The organism is Actinomyces oris, from assembly GCF_001929375.1.
GTDB lineage: Bacteria > Actinomycetota > Actinomycetes > Actinomycetales > Actinomycetaceae > Actinomyces > Actinomyces oris_B.
This window is the reverse complement of the sequence record NZ_MSGO01000061.1, coordinates 1-19,441: the sequence shown is the minus strand read 5'-3', so window position 1 is coordinate 19,441 and position 19,441 is coordinate 1. Positions and strand designations below refer to the sequence as shown.

At 69.2% G+C, this 19,441-nt stretch carries 13 protein-coding genes; 7 read left to right on the top strand and 6 right to left on the bottom strand.

Annotated features, from left to right (window positions below):
* The 5 genes from BKH32_RS11850 to truA all read right to left on the bottom strand — a co-directional run bounded on the left by BKH32_RS11850 (position 1) and on the right by truA (position 7,103).
* Complete coding sequence (locus BKH32_RS11850; protein WP_256691829.1) at positions 1-3,180, bottom strand: AfsR/SARP family transcriptional regulator; 3,180 nt, start codon at positions 3,178-3,180, stop codon at positions 1-3.
* Between the two features lie 121 nt (positions 3,181-3,301).
* Positions 3,302-4,663, bottom strand: coding sequence for a phosphoglucosamine mutase (gene glmM, locus BKH32_RS11845; RefSeq protein WP_075250209.1), 1,362 nt, complete (start codon positions 4,661-4,663; stop codon positions 3,302-3,304).
* A 312-nt stretch (positions 4,664-4,975) separates the two neighbouring features.
* On the bottom strand, positions 4,976-5,470 hold the full coding sequence (gene rpsI, locus BKH32_RS11840; RefSeq protein WP_003789348.1) for a 30S ribosomal protein S9: 495 nt from the start codon (positions 5,468-5,470) through the stop codon (positions 4,976-4,978).
* Positions 5,471-5,513: 43 nt separating this feature from the next.
* On the bottom strand, positions 5,514-5,957 hold the full coding sequence (rplM, locus tag BKH32_RS11835; RefSeq protein WP_075250208.1) for a 50S ribosomal protein L13: 444 nt from the start codon (positions 5,955-5,957) through the stop codon (positions 5,514-5,516).
* Between the two features lie 258 nt (positions 5,958-6,215).
* Complete coding sequence (gene truA, locus BKH32_RS11830; protein ID WP_081376800.1) at positions 6,216-7,103, bottom strand: tRNA pseudouridine(38-40) synthase TruA; 888 nt, start codon at positions 7,101-7,103, stop codon at positions 6,216-6,218.
* Between the two features lie 49 nt (positions 7,104-7,152).
* On the opposite strand from truA, the gene BKH32_RS11825 reads away from it, so the two are divergent.
* The 3 genes from BKH32_RS11825 to BKH32_RS11815 all read left to right on the top strand — a co-directional run bounded on the left by BKH32_RS11825 (position 7,153) and on the right by BKH32_RS11815 (position 11,140).
* Positions 7,153-7,908, top strand: a complete 756-nt coding sequence (locus BKH32_RS11825) for an ROK family protein (protein ID WP_143222828.1) — start codon at positions 7,153-7,155, stop codon at positions 7,906-7,908.
* 189 nt (positions 7,909-8,097) lie between these two features.
* Positions 8,098-9,648 carry a Re/Si-specific NAD(P)(+) transhydrogenase subunit alpha gene (locus BKH32_RS11820; protein WP_075250206.1) on the top strand — a complete coding sequence of 517 codons (1,551 nt, stop codon included), beginning with the start codon at positions 8,098-8,100 and terminating at the stop codon, positions 9,646-9,648.
* Positions 9,649-9,661: 13 nt separating this feature from the next.
* Complete coding sequence (locus BKH32_RS11815) at positions 9,662-11,140, top strand: NAD(P)(+) transhydrogenase (Re/Si-specific) subunit beta (RefSeq protein ID WP_075250218.1); 1,479 nt, start codon at positions 9,662-9,664, stop codon at positions 11,138-11,140.
* A 12-nt stretch (positions 11,141-11,152) separates the two neighbouring features.
* On the opposite strand, the gene BKH32_RS11810 is transcribed toward BKH32_RS11815, so the two are convergent.
* The gene (locus tag BKH32_RS11810) at positions 11,153-11,809 is read right to left on the bottom strand and encodes an MgtC/SapB family protein (RefSeq protein ID WP_430383805.1); all 657 of its coding nucleotides are present in this window, start codon (positions 11,807-11,809) and stop codon (positions 11,153-11,155) included.
* A 228-nt stretch (positions 11,810-12,037) separates the two neighbouring features.
* Between BKH32_RS11810 and BKH32_RS11805 the strand changes: the two genes are divergently transcribed.
* The 4 genes from BKH32_RS11805 to BKH32_RS13750 all read left to right on the top strand — a co-directional run.
* Positions 12,038-13,867 carry a tetratricopeptide repeat protein gene (locus tag BKH32_RS11805; protein WP_075250204.1) on the top strand — a complete coding sequence of 610 codons (1,830 nt, stop codon included), beginning with the start codon at positions 12,038-12,040 and terminating at the stop codon, positions 13,865-13,867.
* A gap of 135 nt (positions 13,868-14,002) precedes the next feature.
* Positions 14,003-15,124, top strand: coding sequence for a tetratricopeptide repeat protein (locus BKH32_RS11800; protein WP_075250203.1), 1,122 nt, complete (start codon positions 14,003-14,005; stop codon positions 15,122-15,124).
* 418 nt (positions 15,125-15,542) lie between these two features.
* Positions 15,543-16,961: a tetratricopeptide repeat protein gene (locus BKH32_RS11795; RefSeq protein ID WP_075250202.1), complete on the top strand. Its 1,419-nt coding sequence runs from the start codon at positions 15,543-15,545 to the stop codon at positions 16,959-16,961.
* 137 nt (positions 16,962-17,098) lie between these two features.
* Positions 17,099-19,441, top strand: a 2,343-nt coding sequence (locus tag BKH32_RS13750) for a tetratricopeptide repeat protein (protein ID WP_143222827.1), incomplete at its 3' end; no start/stop codon positions are given.

The following is a 19,441-nucleotide window of genomic DNA, read 5'->3' as shown; positions in this document are numbered from 1 at the left end:
TCAGCCGACCTCGCCCGCCAGACGGCCGGCGAGGTCGGCGGCGTGAGCCACGAGCCCGCCGCGCCCCAAGGGCCGGATCCTCTCCTCGGCCTGAGCCAGCGCCCGGGCGTCGAGCCGCTCGGTGCGGCTGCGCAGGTAGTCGTGGGAGAGCAGGCGGCAGGTCTGGTTGGTGCCCACGGCCAGGGCGGTGGCGACCAGCTCGGCCCCCGCCGCCCGCCGGTCGGAGCCCACGTCCTCAGCAGCCACGACGGACAGGCCGACGGCCGCGGCGAAGGCCATGATCGTGGGAATGTCGCGCTGCCGCGGGGCGGGGTCGGAGAGGATCTCACGCAGCAGGGAGGTGGCTCGGGCGCGGATGGCTCGGGCATCGAGCTCGACGGCGTCGTCGGGGCTGAGCTCGACGTCGGTGACCAGGCACATGCTCAGGATGTAGAGCTCCCACTGGGAGCCGGATCCCAGGATGGAGCGCCAGTTCCCGGCGTAGCGCAGGCTCACGCGCTGGATGAGGGCGGCGGTGCGCACGTTCCCACGGGTGAGCTCCAGCTCGCCGCGCACGGAGCGGGCGATGAAGCGCATGGTTCCCGGCAGGTCGACGGGCTCCAGGCTCTCCAGCAGCCTGTCCGCCGTCTCGGGACGCGGATCGAGGTAGACCGCGCAGTAGGCCCCCTCCATGTGCAGTGTCGTGCGGAAGAACTCGCCCCAGCTGGGCAGGACCCGCTCCAGGAGCACCTGGGCGCGCGAGCAGGCGTCAATGACCTGGCTGTAGCGTCCCAGGGACATGAGCACCTGCAGCCGGTGGAGGTGCAGCTCGAGCAGGTGAATGCCGGCCAGGTCGTGACCGTGGAGCCGCCCCAGGAGGGCCTCGATGGTCTCCAGGGAGGCCTGAGGGTCGCCGTCGTCCTCCTGCTGGGCGGCCAGGCAGCGGGTCGCCGCCCAGGCGACCCAGGGGTCGGCGTCGTCTATCAGCTCGGGCCACTGCGCGTCGCTCGCACGCAGGAAGCGCCTCACCCGGGAGAACGGCCCCTCGCCGTCGAAGGAGGCAGGCAGCAGGGAGCGGACCTGTGCGGGCACGTGGCTCAGGAGCCCGAAGAGGGTGACGCACATGGCCAGGACGCTCAGGCCGGCCTCGTTCCCGTGCGGGTCCTGGGCCGGCTGCGCGGCGGGACCGATGAGGCGCGTTCCGTAGTCAGCGATGCGCTCATAGCTCCAGGTGACGCTCCACAGGCGCATGAGTGCGGCGCCGATGAGGCAGATCGCGTCACGCAGCTCCGCCGGCAGGTGATCTGTGCCGTGGCCGTCGGCCTGTGCCAGGAGCCGGTCGAGCTGTTGAAGGATGACGGCCTCATCGTGGGCGACCTGCTGGAAGAGACGGTCGTGGTGGCGCGCCTCCGGGTGCCGGGCGTCGCCGAAGTCGCCGGCGTCTATGGGGAAGCGGATCTGCGAGCACAGGTGCACCGTCCACTGGTGCAGGGCCGCGCGGGCCTCGGCCTCGTCGCCGGAGGCGGACAGCTGCGCCAGGGCGAAGTCGCGGACGGTGACGAGCATGTGGAAACGGGGCAGGCCGTGGTCGCGCACCACGAGCAGGGAGTGGGAGACCAGGGCGTCGAGGAGGTCGGCGGCCTGCGCACCGATGAGTGCCTCCGCAGGCAGGAGGGTAAAGCCGTCGGCGAGCAGGGCCAGCCGAGCCAGGGCGCGACGCTCGGCGGCGTCGAGCAGGTTCCAGGACCATTCGATGACCGCTGTCAGGGTGCGTTGGCGGGCCGGGGCGTCGCGGGCGGCGGTGAGCAGATCGGGTCTGCCGGGCAGGCGCTCGGCGATCTGGCCGACTGACAGACTGCGGGTGCGCGCGGCGGCCAGCTCGATGGCCAGGGGGATGCCCTCCAACCGTCGCAGGAGCTTGTCCAGGTCGTCATCGTCGATGACCTGGCCGGGGCGGGCGGCCAGAGCGCGGGCGCGGAACAGCTCGGTCGACGAGGCCGCATCGAGGGCCTCGAGGCGGTGGACGTGCTCCGCGGCCAGGTCGAGGGGGCGGCGCGAGGTCGCCAGGATGCGCAGGTCGGGGCAGGCGGCCAGGAGCGGCCCGATGAGGTCGGCCGCCTCGTCGGCCAGGTGCTCGCAGTTGTCCAGCACCAGGACGGTTCCGGGCTGGGAGAGGGCGGCGGCCAGATCGCGGCCCGGGTCACCGTTGACCACGGCGGGGCCTCCGACGGCGTCGAGCAGGACCCTGGCCAGATCGGCTCCGGGTGACACCTCGGCGAGGGCGACGACGTAGACGGCGGGGCGGCGGCTGCGGGCCGCCACCACCTGGGCGAGGGTGGTCTTGCCGACACCGCCGGGGCCGGTGAGCGTCACCAGATGGTGGGTGCTCAGGGCCTTGAGAACACCGGTCACGTCCGCCTCGCGCCCCAGGAAGTGCTCGGGCTCGGGCTGCAGGCCGTGGCGCACGGGGCTCTCGGCGGCCAGGACGGCCTCGTGGGCGGCGCGCATGGCCGGGCCGGGCACGGCTCCCAGATCGCGCAGCCGACGGCGGTACTGCTCGTAGATCTTCAGGGCCGCAGCGGGTGAGCGCACCCAGGACTCGGCGCGCATGAGGGCGGCCAGGACGGTCTCGTCTCCGGCGTCTCGCTGGGCGGCCTCGCGCAGCAGGTCCGCGGCCTGCTCGTGCTCACCGGTGGCCTCCAGGGCGAGCCCCCGGTCGCGGCGGGCCCCCTCGGTCAGGGCTGCAGCCCGCTCTCGCAAGAGGGCCATAGGGGCGGCTCCTGCTCCACCGTTGTCATCGGTTTTGTCGGGAACGGGCACCCGCGGCAGGGAGTCGGTGAGATCGAGGACCTGCTCCCACTGGCCGGCGGCGGCGCAGGCCCGGGCCCGGTGCGCCCTGCCCGACAGGTCCCGGACATCAGCCTCCGCCTCCGCCAGATCCAGTCGGTACCCGTCGCCGCTGCGCTCGACGACGCCCTCCCCCACGACGGCGCGCAGCCGGGAGACGACGACGTGCAGCGCCCGCAGCGGCCGGGCCGGGGCATCGTCGGGCCACAGGGCCTCGATGAGGGCGCTGTCGCTCACTCTGGCGTCCTGGCTGCCGGCGAGCACGGCGAGCAGGTCAAGGCTCCTCCCGCTCAGGGGCCGGCCTTGCCAGGTCGGCGGCTCCTTCAGGAGAGCCAGGCGGTACGGGGAGGTCACGGGTCCATTCTCCCCCATCGCCGTGAGGCGGTGCTCCACGGGCCGGGGCCGGTCGCAACGCCGGCCACCGTCCTGGTGGCTGCGCCCGCGACCGGCCCCGGGGGAGGAACCCGCCGTCAGCTCACAGGCTGAGGTTGCTCTTGACGGTGTCGGCCAGGGAACGGGCCACGCGGTCGGCCTCCTCCTGGGTGGCGGCCTCGACCATGACGCGCACAAGCGGTTCGGTGCCCGAGGGGCGCAGCAGGACCCGACCGGTCTCGCCCAGGTCCTTCTCCGCGGAGGCCACGGCGTCCTGCACGGCCTTGTTGGTGCTGGCGGAGCCCTTGTCGACGTTCTTGACGTTGATGAGGGTCTGGGGCAGGCGGGTGACGACGCTGGCCAGCTCGGCCAGCGTCTTGCCGGTGCGCTTGACGCGCGCGGCCACGTGCAGGGAGGTGAGCACGCCGTCACCGGTGGTGGCGTGGACGGTGTCGATGACGTGCCCGGACTGCTCGCCGCCCAGGGTGTAGCCGCCCTGGAGCATCCGCTCGAGCACGTAGCGGTCGCCCACGCCGGTCTGGACGGTGCGGATGCCGTGCTCGCGCATGGCCAGGATGAGGCCGAGGTTGCTCATGACGGTGACGACGAGCGTGTCGGAGCCGAGGGTGCCGTCGGCCTTCATGCCGATGGCGAGCATGCCCATGATCTGGTCGCCGTCGACGAGCTGGCCGTCGGCGTCCACGGCCAGACAGCGGTCGGCGTCGCCGTCGTAGGCCACGCCCATGTCCGCCCCGACCGCCGTGACGTAGTTCTGCAGCTGCTCGGGGTGGGTGGAGCCGCAGCTGTCGTTGATGTTGAGGCCGTCCGGGGAGGCGTTGATGACGATGACCTCGGCACCGGCGGCCCGCAACGCGGCCGGGCCGACGGCGGAGGCGGCACCGTTGGAGGCGTCGACGACGATGCGCAGCCCGGACAGGTCGGTGGCGGCGGAATCGACGAGGTGGTTGATGTAGTTCTGGTCGGCGACGGTCTCACCCTTGATGACGCGGCCGACGTCGGCGCCGGTGGGGCGGTCACTGACCTTGCCCAGAAGGGCCTCGATCTCGTCCTCGACGGCGTCGGCGAGCTTGTAGCCGCCGCGGGCGATGAACTTGATGCCGTTGTCCGGGAAGGGGTTGTGGGAGGCGGAGATCATGACGCCCAGCTCGATGTCCTGGGTGGCCGTCAGGTGGGCGATCGCCGGGGTGGGCAGGACGCCCACGCGGGTGACGTCGATGCCGGAGGAGGCCAGACCCGCGCTGATGGCGTGGTCGAGGAACTCTCCAGAGGCGCGGGTGTCGCGCCCCACGATGGCGCGGGGACGGCCGCTGCGCGAGCTCCGTGCGGCGGACGTGTCCTTGGTCAAAACGCGGGCCGCGGCCTCACCGAGCTGCACGGCCAGGGTGGGCGTGAGCAGGTCGTTGGCCAGGCCGCGTACGCCGTCGGTTCCGAAGAGACGAGCCATGGAAATCCTCCTGAAGGGTGATGAAACAGCACCATCCTGCCACGGGGCGCCGAACATCGGGGCCCAACCTTCGGCCAGCGCACAAGGTCTGATGTCCTGCGTCGGCCCCGACCCGCCGGCTCGTACCCGAGATGGCGCCCCTCACCTGGCGCATCGGCTGCATGCCGGCTGCGTACCGGCCCCGACGGCGCCGCCCGGGCGGCTGCCCTCCACCCCTGACACATGACGACGGCGGCCGCCCCGGGAAGGGGACGGCCGCCGTCGTAGGCGAGCGGAGGGAGGCCCGGCCGGCTCGGCCAGGACCTCGCCCGATCAGCGCTTGGAGTACTGGGGGGCGCGGCGGGCCTTGTGCAGACCGGCCTTCTTGCGCTCCACGATGCGCGAGTCGCGAGTGAGGAAACCGGCCTTCTTCAGGGTGGCGCGGTTGGCCTCACGGTCGATCTCGTTGAGCGCGCGGGCGATGCCCAGGCGCAGGGCGCCGGCCTGGCCGGAGACGCCACCGCCGTTGATGCGGGCGACGACGTCGAAGCGGCCCTCGAGGTCCAGGATGGTGAAGGGGGCGCGCACGAGCTGCTGGTGCAGCTTGTTGGGGAAGTAGTCCTCCAGGGAGCGGCCGTTGAGCGTCCACTGGCCGGTGCCGGGAACGAGGCGCACGCGAGCGACGGCCTCCTTGCGGCGACCCAGGCCGGAGCCGGGGGCGGTGATGGACTGGCCGCGGCCAGGAGCGGACTCCTCGGTCTCGGTGGTGTAGCTGGAGGGGGCGTTCTCCTCGTCCAGCGCGTCAATGTCGACAGTGGTCTCAGCCACGATATGTCCTTTGCTTGTCGCGGGGTGCCGAGCGCTGGAGCGCTTACTGGGCGACCTGGGTGATCTCGAACGGCTTCGGGCTCTGGGAGGCGTGCGGGTGCTCAGCACCCGCGTAGACCTTGAGCTTCTTGAGCTGGGCGCGACCGAGCTTGGTGTGGGGAACCATGCCCTTGATGGCCTTCTCGACGGCGCGCTCAGGGCGGGTGGCCAGCAGCTCGCGGTAGGAGACGGCGGTCAGACCACCCGGGTGGCCGGAGTGGCGGTAGGCGAACTTCTTGTCAGCCTTGCCGTTGGTGAGAGCCACCTTGTCGGCGTTGATGATGACGACGTAGTCGCCGCAGTCCTCGTTGGGGGCGAACTGGGGCTTGTGCTTCCCACGGAGCAGGGTGGCGGCCTGGGCCGCGAGTCGACCCAGGATGACGTCGGTGGCGTCAATGACGTACCAGTTCTTCTCGACGTCGCCGGGCTTCGGTGTATACGTGCGCACGGGCGTTGCCTTCGTTTCTCTTGGCGAGTGGGCACGCCGAAGCGCGGTGAAGCGTTCGCGGTTCGGCGAGACCACCATGGTCAGGTGAGCGGTCGGAGCACAGGCGATCCGGGGCGAGTGGGACGGCACCGCGGACACGCACACGTGTGCTGCACGACGATTACCAACAGTACCGGGCGCCCAGCAGGAGGGTCAAAAGGTGCGGCTGCCCAGTTCCGTGAATCGCACCACGCGGCTCGACGTCCTCCTGGCCGTGGATCAGCAGCTCAGACGCCGGGTGGTGCGGGCGCGCTCGGCCTGGGCGGCGAGCTCGTCGTCGGGCGGGTAGGTGACCTCCTCCAGGGTCAGCCCGTGCGGCGGGGCGACGGGGGCGGCGCTCTGGCGCGTGCGGGCATCCAGGAGCTCGCCGGGCCAGCTGACCGGCTTGCGTCCCTGCCCGACGGTCAGGCCGGCCCCCACCAGGGAGCGGACCATGGAGTGGCAGAAGGCGTCGGCGACGACGCACAGGGTCACGAGCCCGGCATCCGGCCCGGCCTGGGCCCGTCGCCACTGCAGGGTACGCAGGGCGCGGATCGTCGTGGCGCCCTGGCGGGGCTTGCAGTAGGACAGGAAGTCATGCTCGCCGAGCAGAGGCCGGGCACAGGCGTCCATGGCCTCGACGTCGAGCGCATCGGGCAGCCACAGGACGGTGGCGCGCCGGGCGGGGTCGCGCGGGGCGTCGGCGTCGGCGATCCGGTAGGTGTAGCGGCGGCTCAGGGCGCCGAAGCGGGCGTCGAAGGCCTCCGGCACGGTGCGCGCCCCGGTGACGACGAGGTCGCCGGCCCCACGCGGCGTGCGCGCCAGGCTCTCCTGGGCCTCGCGGGCCAGGACGCCCGCCACCCGGGTGAGCAGGGCGGCCTCGGGGAGGCGCTGGGAGCGTCCGGGCAGTGCGGCCCAGGCCTCGGGACTCGTATCGAGGTGGGCCACCTGGGCGGCGGCGTGGACGCCGGCGTCGGTGCGTCCGGCCACGGTGAGGCGGACGGGCTCACGCAGCACGGTGGCCAGGGCGGAGGTGAGGACCCCCTCGACGGTGCGTAGCCCGGGCTGGGCGGCCCACCCGGAGAAGAAGGTGCCGTCGTAGGCCAGGTCGAGGCGGATGCGTGGCATGCCCCCCATTGAACCGCACCGGCTTCGCGCTTCCACTAGGCTCGCGGCCGTGAGCACAACGACTCTGTCCGTGGACTGCGGAGGCGGCGGCATCAAGGCCTCGGTGCTGGACTGCGAGGGCAACATCATCTCCCGCGCCGTGCGCACCCCGACCCCCTACCCGCTGCCACCGACGAAGCTGGTGGAGACCATCGCCTCGCTGGCCTCCCAGCTGCCGGGCGCGGACCGGGTGACGGTGGGGATGCCGGGCATGATCCGCCACGGGGTCGTCGTCGCCACGCCGCACTACATCACCAAGGACGGCCCGCGCTCCAAGGTCCTGCCCGAGCTGGTGGAGGCCTGGGCCCGCTTCGACATGGGCACCGCCGTCTCCAGGGTCCTGGGCATCCCCTCCCTGGTCCTCAACGACGCCGAGGTCGCCGGGGCCGGCGTCGTCACGGGTCACGGCCTGGAGATGATCGTGACCCTGGGCACGGGCCTGGGCAACGCCGTCTTCGACAACGGGGTCCTGGCCCCGCACGTGGAGGTCTCCCAGGGGCCGGTGCGCTGGGGGCTGACCTATGACGACTACATCGGCGAGCACGAGCGCCTGCGCCTGGGCGACGCCCACTGGTCGCGCCGGGTGCGCCGCGTCGTCGACGCCCTGCGCCCCATGTACCTGTGGGACCGCCTCTACCTGGGCGGCGGCAACTCGCGGCGGATCACGGCGGCCCAGCTGGCCAGGATCGGCGACGACGTCGTCGTGGTCCCCAACGAGGCCGGTATGACCGGGGGCGCCCGTTGCTGGGACATGGCACGTCCCTGAGCTCCGTTATTCCGTCCACCGCCGCAGCCCTCCCCCACGGGAGGCCGGACGCCTCTGCGGCGCGCGCCGCCGCCCATGTCTCCGACTCAGCACTAACAGTCCCTTGCCCAGGGGCGCATCACCTTCTATCTTGCCGATAGTTTCTTGCGACGTGCCCACGGCGGCACTCACATCGTGCAAGGAGGCACTATGCGTATCGGAGTCCCCTGTGAGCCGGCCGATCAGCCGCGCGCCGCTGCGAGCCCGCAGACGGTGGAGCGGATGATCCGCCTGGGCTACGAGGTCCTGGTTGAGAGCGGCGCCGGGGCGCGGGCGCAGTTCCCCGACGAGGCCTACGAGGCCGCCGGGGCCAGGGTGGCCGGCGGGGCCCAGGTCTGGGGCTGCGACGTCGTGGTGAGCGCCTCGGCCCCCGCCGAGGAGCACCTGGCGCTCATGAGCCGGGGCGCGGTCCTCATCTGCCGGCTGGACCCGGCGCGCCGCCCCGAGCTCCTCGAGTCACTGCGCGAGCGAGGCATCACCGCCCTGGCCCTGGATGTGGTCCCCAGGATCTCGCGGGCGCAGTCCCTGGACGTGCTCTCCTCGCAGGCGAACCTGGCCGGCTACCGCGCCGTCATCGAGGCGGCCTCCCATCTGGGCAGGCTGTTCAGCGGGCAGGTGACCGCCGCCGGCAAGTTCCCGCCCGCCACCGTCTACGTCATCGGTGCGGGCGTGGCCGGCCTGTCCGCCATCGGGACCGCCTGCTCCCTGGGCGCACAGGTGCGCGGCTCCGACGTGCGCCCGGAGGTCGCCGACCAGGTGCGCTCCATGGGGGCGCAGTTCGTGCCGCTGCCCAGCGCCCAGGAGGTGTCCTCCGACGGCTACGCCAAGGAGATGAGCGCCGACCAGGCGAGCGCGGCCAACGCGCTCTACGCCCAGCAGGCCGCCGAGTCCGACGTCGTCATCACCACGGCGAGCATCCCGGGGCGCCGCGCCCCGGTGCTCCTGGACCGCGCCGCGATCGAGGCCATGCGCCCCGGATCGGTCATCATCGACATGGCGGCGGCCACCGGCGGCAACACCGAGCTGACGGTGCCCGGGCAGGTGGTCACCACCGACGGCGGCGTCACGATCGTGGGGCACACGGATCTGGCGGGGATGCTGCCCGCGCAGGCGACCCAGCTCTATGGGCGCAACATCGTCAACCTGCTGGGCCTGGTCACCCCCGACAAGGACGGGGCCCTCGCCCTGGACCTGGACGACGAGGTGGTTCGGGCCATCACGGTCACCCACGACGGTGAGCTGCTGTGGCCCCCTCCCCCGATCCAGGTCTCGGCCGCCCCCGCCCCGAGCCAGCCGGAGCGGACGGCCGCCGACGAGGCGGCCGCCCAGGAGGCCGCCCGCGCGGCCCAGGCGCGCTCGCGCTCCCGGCAGTGGCTGGGGCTGGCCGCCGCGACCCTCGTGGCCGCCGCCCTGGTGCTGGTGACGCCGTCGGCCGCCACGAGCCACTACATCGTGCTCATGCTCTCGGTGATCCTGGGCTTCCACGTCATCTCCAACGTGACCCCGGCCCTGCACACGCCGCTGATGTCGGTGACCAACGCGATCTCGGGAATCATCCTGGTCGGGGCGATCTCGCAGGTCGGCCACCCCCATCCGCTCATCAGCGCCATCAGCCTGGCGGCGGTGGTCCTGGCCACCATCAATATCGTCGGCGGCTTCGCGGTCACCCACCGCATGCTCGCCATGTTCACGAAGGACTGAGGTGAGGGAGCAGATGATGACTCACATCCTGATGCCGGCCACGTCGTCGAGCACGTTGATCGCCGCCGTGCCGTCGCTGCCCTCACCGGTGGTCCTGGCCTATATCGCCGCCGCGATCCTGTTCATCCTGGCCGCGGCCGGCCTGTCCCGCCATGAGACGGCCGTGGCCGGCAACGTGGCGGGCGCCGTCGGCATGGGCGTGGCGGTGCTCGCCGCCATCGGCCTGGCCCTGAGCAACCACCCGGCGCGCGGCGTGCTGCCCACGCTGCTGCTCATCACCATGGGACTGGCCCTGGGCTCGGTCATCGGGCTGGTGGTGGCCAGGCGCGTGGCCATGACCGGGATGCCCCAGCTCATCGCCGTGCTCAACGGGCTGGTGGGGCTGGCCGCCGTCCTGGTGGGCTACAACTCCTACGTCTCCCCCGACGCCCTGTCCGCCTCGCTGGGGGCCTTCCACCTGGGCGAGGTCTTCCTGGGCGTGTTCGTCGGCGGGGTGACCTTCACCGGCTCGGTCCTGGCGGCCCTCAAGCTGGCCGGCCGGGTGCCGGGGCGGCCACTGACGCTGCCGGGCCGCAACCTGCTCAACCTGGGGGCGCTCATCGGCTCCCTGCTCCTCATGGTGGGGTTCATGATGGCGCCGGCCGGCTCCGCCGCCGGCTGGGCCTTCCTGGCGGTGATGACGCTCATCGCGCTGGCGCTGGGTGCGCACCTGGTGCTGGCCATCGGCGGCGGAGACATGCCGGTGGTCGTCTCGATCATGAACTCCTACTCGGGCTGGGCCTCCGCCTTCACCGGCTTCATGGTGGACAACGACCTGCTCATCATCACCGGGGCGCTGGTGGGCTCCTCGGGGGCCTACCTGTCCTACCTCATGTGCCAGGCCATGAACCGCTCCTTCGTCTCGGTGCTGCTGGGCGGCTACGGGACCGACTCCACCAGTGCCGCCTCGAGCGGTTCCGGACAGGAGGGCACGGTGCACGAGACCACTGCCGGCGAGGTGGCCCACCTGCTGCAGTCCGCCCGGCGCGTGGTCATCACCCCCGGCTACGGGATGGCCGTCGCCCAGGCCCAGTACCCGGTGGCCACGCTGACCGAGATGCTGCGCTCGGAGGGCGTGGAGGTCACCTTCGGCATCCACCCGGTGGCGGGCCGCCTGCCCGGGCACATGAACGTGCTGCTGGCCGAGGCGAAGGTCCCCTACGACATCGTCCTGGAGATGGATGAGGTCAACGACTCCTTCGACGAGGTCGATGTCGTCCTCATCATCGGCGCCAACGACACCGTGAACCCGGCCGCCAAGGAGCCGGGCTCCCCGATCGCGGGCATGCCGGTGCTGCACGTGTGGGAGGCCAGCCGGGTCATCGTCTTCAAGCGCTCCATGGCGACCGGCTACGCCGGGGTCAACAACCCGCTCTTCTTCCGGGAGAACAGCTCGATGCTCTTCGGCGACGCCAAGGACACGGTCGAGGCCATCATCCGCGCCCTGGAGTAGGAAGGGGCGGGCTCAGTCGAGCCGGCCCCCTTCGAGGCACTCGACGCCGTCGACGCCGTCGAGCCCGGAGAGGGCCTCGATGAGGTTGGCGGTGGGGCGCTGCCCGTGGAAGCGCATGACGGCGTTCATGGTGCGCCCGTGCTCGCCTCGGGTCACCTCGGTCTCCTCCAGGGTGGCGGTGAAGCCCGATGCGGTGGCGACCTGGAGGATCTCGGGCATGATGGCGCGGCCGATCTCGTAGTCGATGCGCACGGTCATCTCGCCGCGGCGGCGCTGCAGGCGCGAGGTGAGGGGACCCAGCAGCAGGACCACGATGTAGTCCAGTGCGACCGCCGTGGCCGCCAGGGGGATCATGCCCGCCCCGCAGGCCATGCCGATGGCGGCGCTGAGCCAGACGGTCGCGGCGGTGGTCAGGCCCCGGACGGTGTCGTTGTTGACGAAGATGACCCCGGCTCCCAGGAAGCCGATACCGGAGACGATCTGCGCGGCCACACGGCTGGGGTCCACCGCGACATCCGAGCCGGTGATCGGGGCGAAGCCGTAGGCGGACACGAGGGTGAACAGGCACGAGCCCAGTCCCACCAGGACGTGCGTCTTGACGCCGGCGTCCTTGTGGCGCAGGTGGCGCTCGGCGCCCAGCGTCAGGCACAGGACGAAGGTGGCGAGCATCGCGACGACCTGAACCCCCACGTGGTTCAGGCTGAACAGCGTGTTCACACCGGCTCCCTTCCCTACGATCACTGTGCCTGCTGTGCCGGCAGCCTGCCGGCACAGCGCCGATTCTAAAGGAGCCCCTGGCCGGGTGCGCCTTTGGTGACCTCTCCCCATCGCGGAGGCCCGCACGCACCGTCTAGCGTGAGCCCACCACATTCCCCCTATTCCTGAGGCTTGTCAGACATGTCGACCTCTCCCTGTGCTGCCCCCGAGGGGGCTGCTCGCGCCGGTCGGCTGCTGGAGCTCAGTGAGCGCCTGGCCGAGTCGGGCCGCCGGGGGGAGGCGCTGGATGCCGCGAGGGAGGCATGCCAGGTTCTTCGGGGCCTGGCCTGGCTCGACCCGGGCACGTACCTGCCCGACCTCGCTGAGGGGCTGGCCGTCATGGCGACCCGTCTGCGCGAGGCGCGCCGCAGGCGTGAGGGGGTTGCGGTCTTACGAGAAACGGTCCGGATCCGACGGCGCCTGACCCGTCACGACTACGACGCCCACGCCTCCGGTCTGGCACAGGCTCTGTGCCGCCTCGCCGTCGACCTGGGCGATTCCGGCGATCTGCGTGACGCCCTGGCCAGCGCGCAGGAGTCCGTTGATCTTTACCGGAGCCTGAGGCGGGATGATCCCCTCGGCGAGGAGACCGGGTTGGCTCAGGCGCTGGTCACGCTCGCCTGCTGTCTGAGCGAGTCCGGCCGACCGAGCGGCGCCGTCGTCACCACCCAGCAGGCCCTGACTGTCCGACGGCGCCTGGTTCGGGCTGATCCGGATGTGCACACACGCCGGCTCGCGGCGGACCTGGCGCGTCTGGCCCCCAGGCTGCGCGCGGTGGGCTACGTCGATGAGGCCCTCGAGCAGGCCCGGGAGGCCGTGGGTCTCTACCGCCGCCTCGATGAGGAGAAGAGCGGTTCCTGCACCGGTGATCTTGCCGGAGCCCTGGAGGTGCTGGCCGTCTGCGGGGCCGCCGTCAGGCGTCGGGACGAGGCCCTGGAGGCGGCCGAGGAGGCCGCCGCGCTCTACCGGGGACTGGCCCGCCGCACGCCTGCACTCCACTCGCCCAGGGTCGCTCACGCTCTGGGGACTCTGGCGCGGCGTCTGAGCGACGCGGGTCGGCACCGTGAGGCTCTCGCCGCGGCTGAGGAGGCGATCGGCCTCGCTCGCGCTCTGGCCCACAGTGCCCCCGACACCTACCTGCCCGATCTGGCCGACGCCCTGACGGTCCAGGCCGTCTGTCTGCGTGAGGCCGACGGGTTGGAGCGTGCGCTGGCTGCGGCACGGGAGGTGGTCAGCATTCGGCGCACCCTGGTGCGCAGCAACCCCAGCACTGACACCCCGGCTCTGGCTGAGTCCCTGTATGTCCTCGCCGTCGACCTGTACACGGCCGGGCAGCTGCAGGAGTCCTTCGTGATGGCCTGGGAGGCCATCGACATCTACCGGAGGCTGGTCCGAACCAACCCGGCGCCTCATACCGCCGACCTGGCTCGGGCGCTCAACATCCTCACCTTGAACCTCAGCCGGGCCGGGCGTGCGCACGAGGCCTTGGCCGCGGTGCAGGAGGCGGTCACCTTCTACCGGAGCCTGGCTCAGATCGATCCGACCGCCTACAGGCCGGACCTGGCGGCCTGCCTGCACAACCTGGCCACGTGCCTGGGTGATGTCGGGGACCGATCCGCCGCCCTGGCCGCGATCCGGGAGACGGCGGAGATCCGCCGGGAGCTGGCCGAGCGCGACCCGGTGACTCATGCCCCGGCGCTGGCTCCGTGCCTGCACCGGCTCGCCAAGCGCCTGGCCGAGGCCGGTCACCGGGACGAGGCCCTGGAGACTGCGCGGGAGGCGGTTATCGCCTACCGGGGTCTGGCCCGCAGGCACCCGGAGGACTTCGCTCAGGGGCTCGCCGGCGCTCTGGAAACCTACGCCTCAGTCCTCGAGTGGACTGGCAGGAAGGCCGACGCCGCCCACATCCGCCAGGAGAGCGAGGACGTGACGGAGGATGTGGCTCTGGAGACCTCCGTCAACGGGTTCTGAGGCATCCGACCACTCGCGTCGACAGGCTGAGGGCCCCGCTGATGGAGACCACTCCCCACCTCCACCCCACCTCTGAGCCGATGAGCCTCGCTAAACTCTTGAGCGCACTCGCCCCCTCACTGAAAGAACCGTCGTATGTCCGCCTCCTACCCACAGGACAGAGCCAGGTACGACTACGCCTCCCAACAGCTGGATCTCAGTGCCGGCTTGTCGCGCTCCGGCAGATCGGAGGAGGCTGTCGCTGCCGCGCGTAACGCCGTCGGTGCCCTGCGTGACCTGGCGCGGTCCAACGGCGCCTACACCGCCGATCTCGCCACGGCTCTGAATCTTCTTGCCGTGCGCCTGGGCGAGGCCGGCTATCAGGACGAGGGCTTGAACACCGCCCAGGAGGTCGTCAGCATCCGACGTCACCTGGCGCAGATCGACCCTGGCGCACACACCGCAGAGCTCGCCGAGGCGCTGAACAACCTCTCGATCGACCTCCACGCGGCCGAACGGGAGACCGAGGCCGTGGCCGCCGCCGAGGAGTCCGTCAACCTCTACCGGCACCTGGCGCAGGCCGACTTCTCGGCCTACGCCTCCGGACTCACCATGGCCCTGAACACCTTCGCCAACCGGCTGCGCGGCACCGAACGGCGCGACGAGGCACTGGTCGCCGCTCAGGAGGTCGTCAGCATCCGACGCAGACTGGTTCAGTCCGATCCCGGCGCCTACGCCGGTGAACTCGCAGCATCGTTGACGAATCTGACCGGTCACCTGGCCGGTGCCGAGCAGTACAGGGAGGCCGCGGACACCGCGCAGGAGGCAGTCACCCTGTACAGGCGGCTGATCTGGGAGACCCCCGGTCAGTACACCTCCGATTTCGGGAAGGCTCTGAATAATCTCGTCATCGTGCTGACCCGGGGCGAGCGCCTCGACGAGGCACTGGTCGCCGAGCAGGAGATGGTCTCGCTCTATCGGAGCCTGGCGCAGCACAACCCGGCCGCGTACTCCCACAGGCTCTCCACGGAGCTCATCGATCTGGCCAAGCGCCTGGCCAACGCCGAGCGGAACGACGAGGCGCTGGCCGCCTCCCGGGAGGCCACGGCTCTCCTTCGCAGCCTCTCCGACCACGATCCGCAGTCCTTCAGCCGCCCCCTCATCAGCGCGCTTGACGTCAACGCGACGATCCTGGAGTTCTGCGGACTGGTTGAGGAGTCCTCCCGTCTGCGGCACGAGCGCGACATGCTCGTCATGCGCCTCGGGGAGGGCCGATGACATGGCGCCTTCCACCCCTGCGTCTCCGTCCGTGTCCGACGACGCCGCCCGCATCCGCCAGGAGATCGAGGCCGCCACGGAGCAGAGGGTGTTGGGGGCCGTCGACGGGAGCCTCTGAGGGGTGGCACCGGCCCGGCGGGTGCGGACGCGGGTGTGGGACGCGAAGCCGGGCGGATCGGGGACTGCGTTCTCCGTCCGGAACGTACTTTTCCCACAGACGACTGCACCCCGCCCCCAGTGGTCTGCAGGACATCGCAGTTCTCGTGGCAGAAGTACGTTCCCGATCAGAGCCAGCCCGCTGCGACGGCCCCCGCGTGCCATTCCCCTCCCCGAGCCAGCCGGCACCACCCGCATCCGAGCCGACGAAACTCGCTAAACTCATAAGCACACCCGATCCCCTCCCTGAAGGACCGATGGCATGTCCGGCTCCGCTCCCCCTGTATCCGACGACGACGCCCAGTTGGACCGCGCCTCTCAGCTACTGGACCTGAGCGGAGCTCTACAGAAGTCTGGGAAACCGCAGGAGGCTCTGGATGCCGCCCATGAGGGGACCGACATCCTCAGGCGGATGATGCAGAAGGATCCCGCCGCCTACCGTCCTTGGTTCGGCTGGGCCCTGATGACCCTCACCCTCAGTCTGATCGACGTCGGGCAGGGCGGCGAGGCCCTGGCGAACGCGCAGGAGGCCGCCGGTCTCTACCGGGAGCTGTCCCGGGAGGATCCGGCCTCCTACACCTCCCGTCTTGCGGGCTGCCTGGACACGCTCTCCAGCTGTTTGGCCCACGAGGGGCGCAGCTACGACGCCCTGGCCATGAGCGAGGAGGCCGTCGGCCTGTTCCGCAGGCTGGCCGACGAGGACCCCGATGCTCACTACTCCGATCTTGTCGGCTCTCTCGTCAACCTCTCCTCGCGCCTGTATGCGGTCGGACAACGCGATGAGGCGGCGAATGTCGTGCAGGAGGTGGTCCGGGTGCGTCGCGAGCTGGCGCAGAGCGATTCCACGGCCGACCTGTACGACCTCGCCGTGGCCCTGCACAACCTCGCTATTCACCTGTCGGCCGCCGGGCGCCGAGATGAGGCCATTGACGCTGCGTTCCAGGCCGTGGACGTCGACCGGAAGCTCGTTCACCGCGAGTCCGACGCCTTCGCACCGGGGCTGGCCAAGTCCTTGAGCAACCTGGCCATCCGTCTAAACGCGGCCGGACGCTCGGAAGAGGCTCTGACCGCCACCCGGGAGGCCACCGAGGTGTACCGCTATCTCGCCCGGATGAACCCGGATGTTTTCACACCCGGGTTGGCGAAGTCCTTGGGTGTCCTCGCCGTTGAGCTCGGGGAGACCGGGAGGCAACACGAGGTCCTGGCCGCAGCGCAGGAGGCCATCGGCTTGTACCGCCCTCTGGTCGACGACGATCCCTCCAGGTACGCATCCGAGCTTGCGACGGCCCTGCGCACCCTGTCCATCGGCATGAACGACCTCAAACGAGATGATGAGGCGGTCTCCGCGGCGCGGGAGGTCGTGAGCATCTACCGGTACCTGGCCCGCACGGACGAAGACTACCTACCGGATCTAGCCGAGTCCCTGCATGACCTCGCCACCTACCTGTCGCCGACCGGCAACCGGCCCGAGGCGCTGGCAACGATCCGGGAGGCCACCGAGATCCGGCGGGAGCTGGCTCGCCACGACCCGGGATCCTTCATCATCGACCTCGCCCGTTCCCTGGACGTCTGCGCGGCCATCCTCGACTGGTGCGGGCAGCCGAAGCAGGCGGCCCGCATTCGCCAGGAGCTCAACGCCGTCGCCAGCCAGATCGAGGCTGAGGGGAACGGCCGCGACTGATCGGCACGCAAAGCGGCCGCATGCGATGGGCCACGAGGCCCTCTGCGATATCAGCAGCGGGAGGTCCATGAGAAACCGAGCGGCTGCTCGGTAGACTGCCCTACAGCAGTCTTCCTCTTCTCCCCGAGGTCCGTACCGTGACAGAGCCGTCCCCCTCGCCTATACCCTCGCCCACGCCACCATCCGACCAGTCGTGGCTTGACTGGTTCGCCCCACTGGACGCCCTATGGAAGGACCATCCCTCCATCACGTTCATCATTACGGCGGTGGCCCTCCCTCTAGCGATCTGGCTCGGCAAACAAGCGTGGAAGAGATGGAAACAGGAGCGGCACGTACAACGTGTCGCCGCACGCAAACAGCAACTCCCAGCAAATATTCTTCCGTTCTCAATGGGAGGCACCAAAAAAACGCTGACTTTCAAACCTATCCAGCCACGGCAGGAAAACACGCCGGAAGAACTCAGCATTGTCCGACTTCTGAGTGCTAAATCATCCCCGGTCCCCTTCCTTGACCGCGCGAAGGTGCTCACCCGCCTGGAGACGTGGGCGCGAAGCGAGGAAAGATTCGCGATCTACGTTCTGGGCGGGGACGGTGGATCTGGAAAGACTCGCCTCGGCGTGGAGCTCTGTCGACGCCTCAACGCTCCAGGCCCCCATCGTCGAGTTACTGAGGAATGGAAAACGGGCTTCCTCCAAGACATCGAGGAGTCCGAGAGTACACCCCCGGGCAACTCACTCTCCCTTTTGCTCGTTATGGATTACGCCGAAGCGCAGCCGGAAACAGCGAAACGCATTATCAACACCGCCTATCGTGCCGCCGAGAACCCCGAGAGACAACGAGTTCGAATCGTCTTCCTAGTTCGTCGGCCTTCGCCGCTTCCCATCACCCAACAAAGTTCCAACGAATGGGTTGACTCACTTCGCCCACAAAGCATCCCCAAAATAGGTGAGCGAGATGATAAAAACGAAGGCATCAATCGCCGTCTCGACGCCGCCTCAACGATCGTGCTCAACGAAGAAGAACTGTCCAACAGTGACCGAAAGGACCTATTTGAAGCAGCATACAAGTCATTCTCTGAACCACCCGACTCGCCGCCGTCAAGCAAACTGCTTGAAGAACTCAATGATCCCATGTACTCCCAGCCCCTGCTCGTCATAATATACGCGTTCTTGAACGCACGCCCCCTACCGAACGCCCAGCGCGGTTGCTCACCGGACGACTTGTTCGAGGCAGTTCTTCTTCACGAGCAAAACTACTGGTCATACCACTGGCCACCAAGCCTCGCTTGCAACACTACCCAAGACCGCCAGAAAGAAGACCCCGCAACCTCCACCGACATTCAAGATGAGGCTGACGATCAAGATGACCCCAATCGGAAACTGGCGCGCCAGGCAGTGGCTGCAGCCACACTCGCCGACATCCAGGATGAGGAGGACGCTATCAGCCTCCTCAATCTTCTACCAGCCAGACCCGACAAGAACATCAGGGACCTGGCAAAGTGGCTGCGAGACTGCTATCCACCCCACATGAACGGTGACGGACACGCGGTCTTATGGTGCGCACATCTCACGCCAGACCGCATCGGTGAGCACCTCGTCGTCTCCGAGAGCGATAACCTAACACCTCTTCTCCGAGAGCTTTTATCCCCAAGCAGAGTGGGAACGTCATCACTACGAACCTGGACCGTCCTGGAACGCGCATCAGCAAACCCCAAACTCAACGAGCACGTGGGGCGAATTCTCAACGACGTACTGACGGAAGTCACTCAAGCCATCCAAACGCAGGCCGTTGACTCGCAGAACCCTGACCTCGCAGTAGGGTTCGCAAAACTCTTTAGCACAGTATTCCCTCACACAGAGCCACACAAAGCCCACACTGCAGAACAATCCTTATCAAGCGGATATCTAACCGATTCTTTAGCCTGCGAATTGGCGCTACACGCAGCAAGCATCACCGCACCTCAAAATGATTCCACTGAATACGAGAAATCAACTTATGCTTCCCGACACCTATCGCTTAGCATCCGCCTAGCCAATACCGGAAGGAGAGACGAAGCCTTAAAAGCGGCTCGCAAATCTACGAAACTATATCAGCAGTTACACAAAAATAACCCGGCAACCTTCACCCCCACATTCGCAAAGTCCCTCAACAATCTCGCTAATCGACTTGGCGAGGTTGGCCAGTACGGCAGAGCAATGACCGCTTCACGATACGCCGTCAACCTTTACCGAGGCCTACCCGAACAAGACGCGATCACCTACAAGCCCGCCCTCGCCAGATCCCTCATTAGCCTCACCAAGCATCTGGTTGAAACCAACGGACGAGATGAGGCACTTGAAACAGGCCAGGACGCCGTCGACCTCTACCGAGACCTAGCTGAACAGTACCCAACCGTCTACAAGCCCGACCTCGCCATGGCCCTCAGCAACCTCGCCTGTTACCTAGACGATGCAGAAAGGCACGATGAGGCACTTGAAACA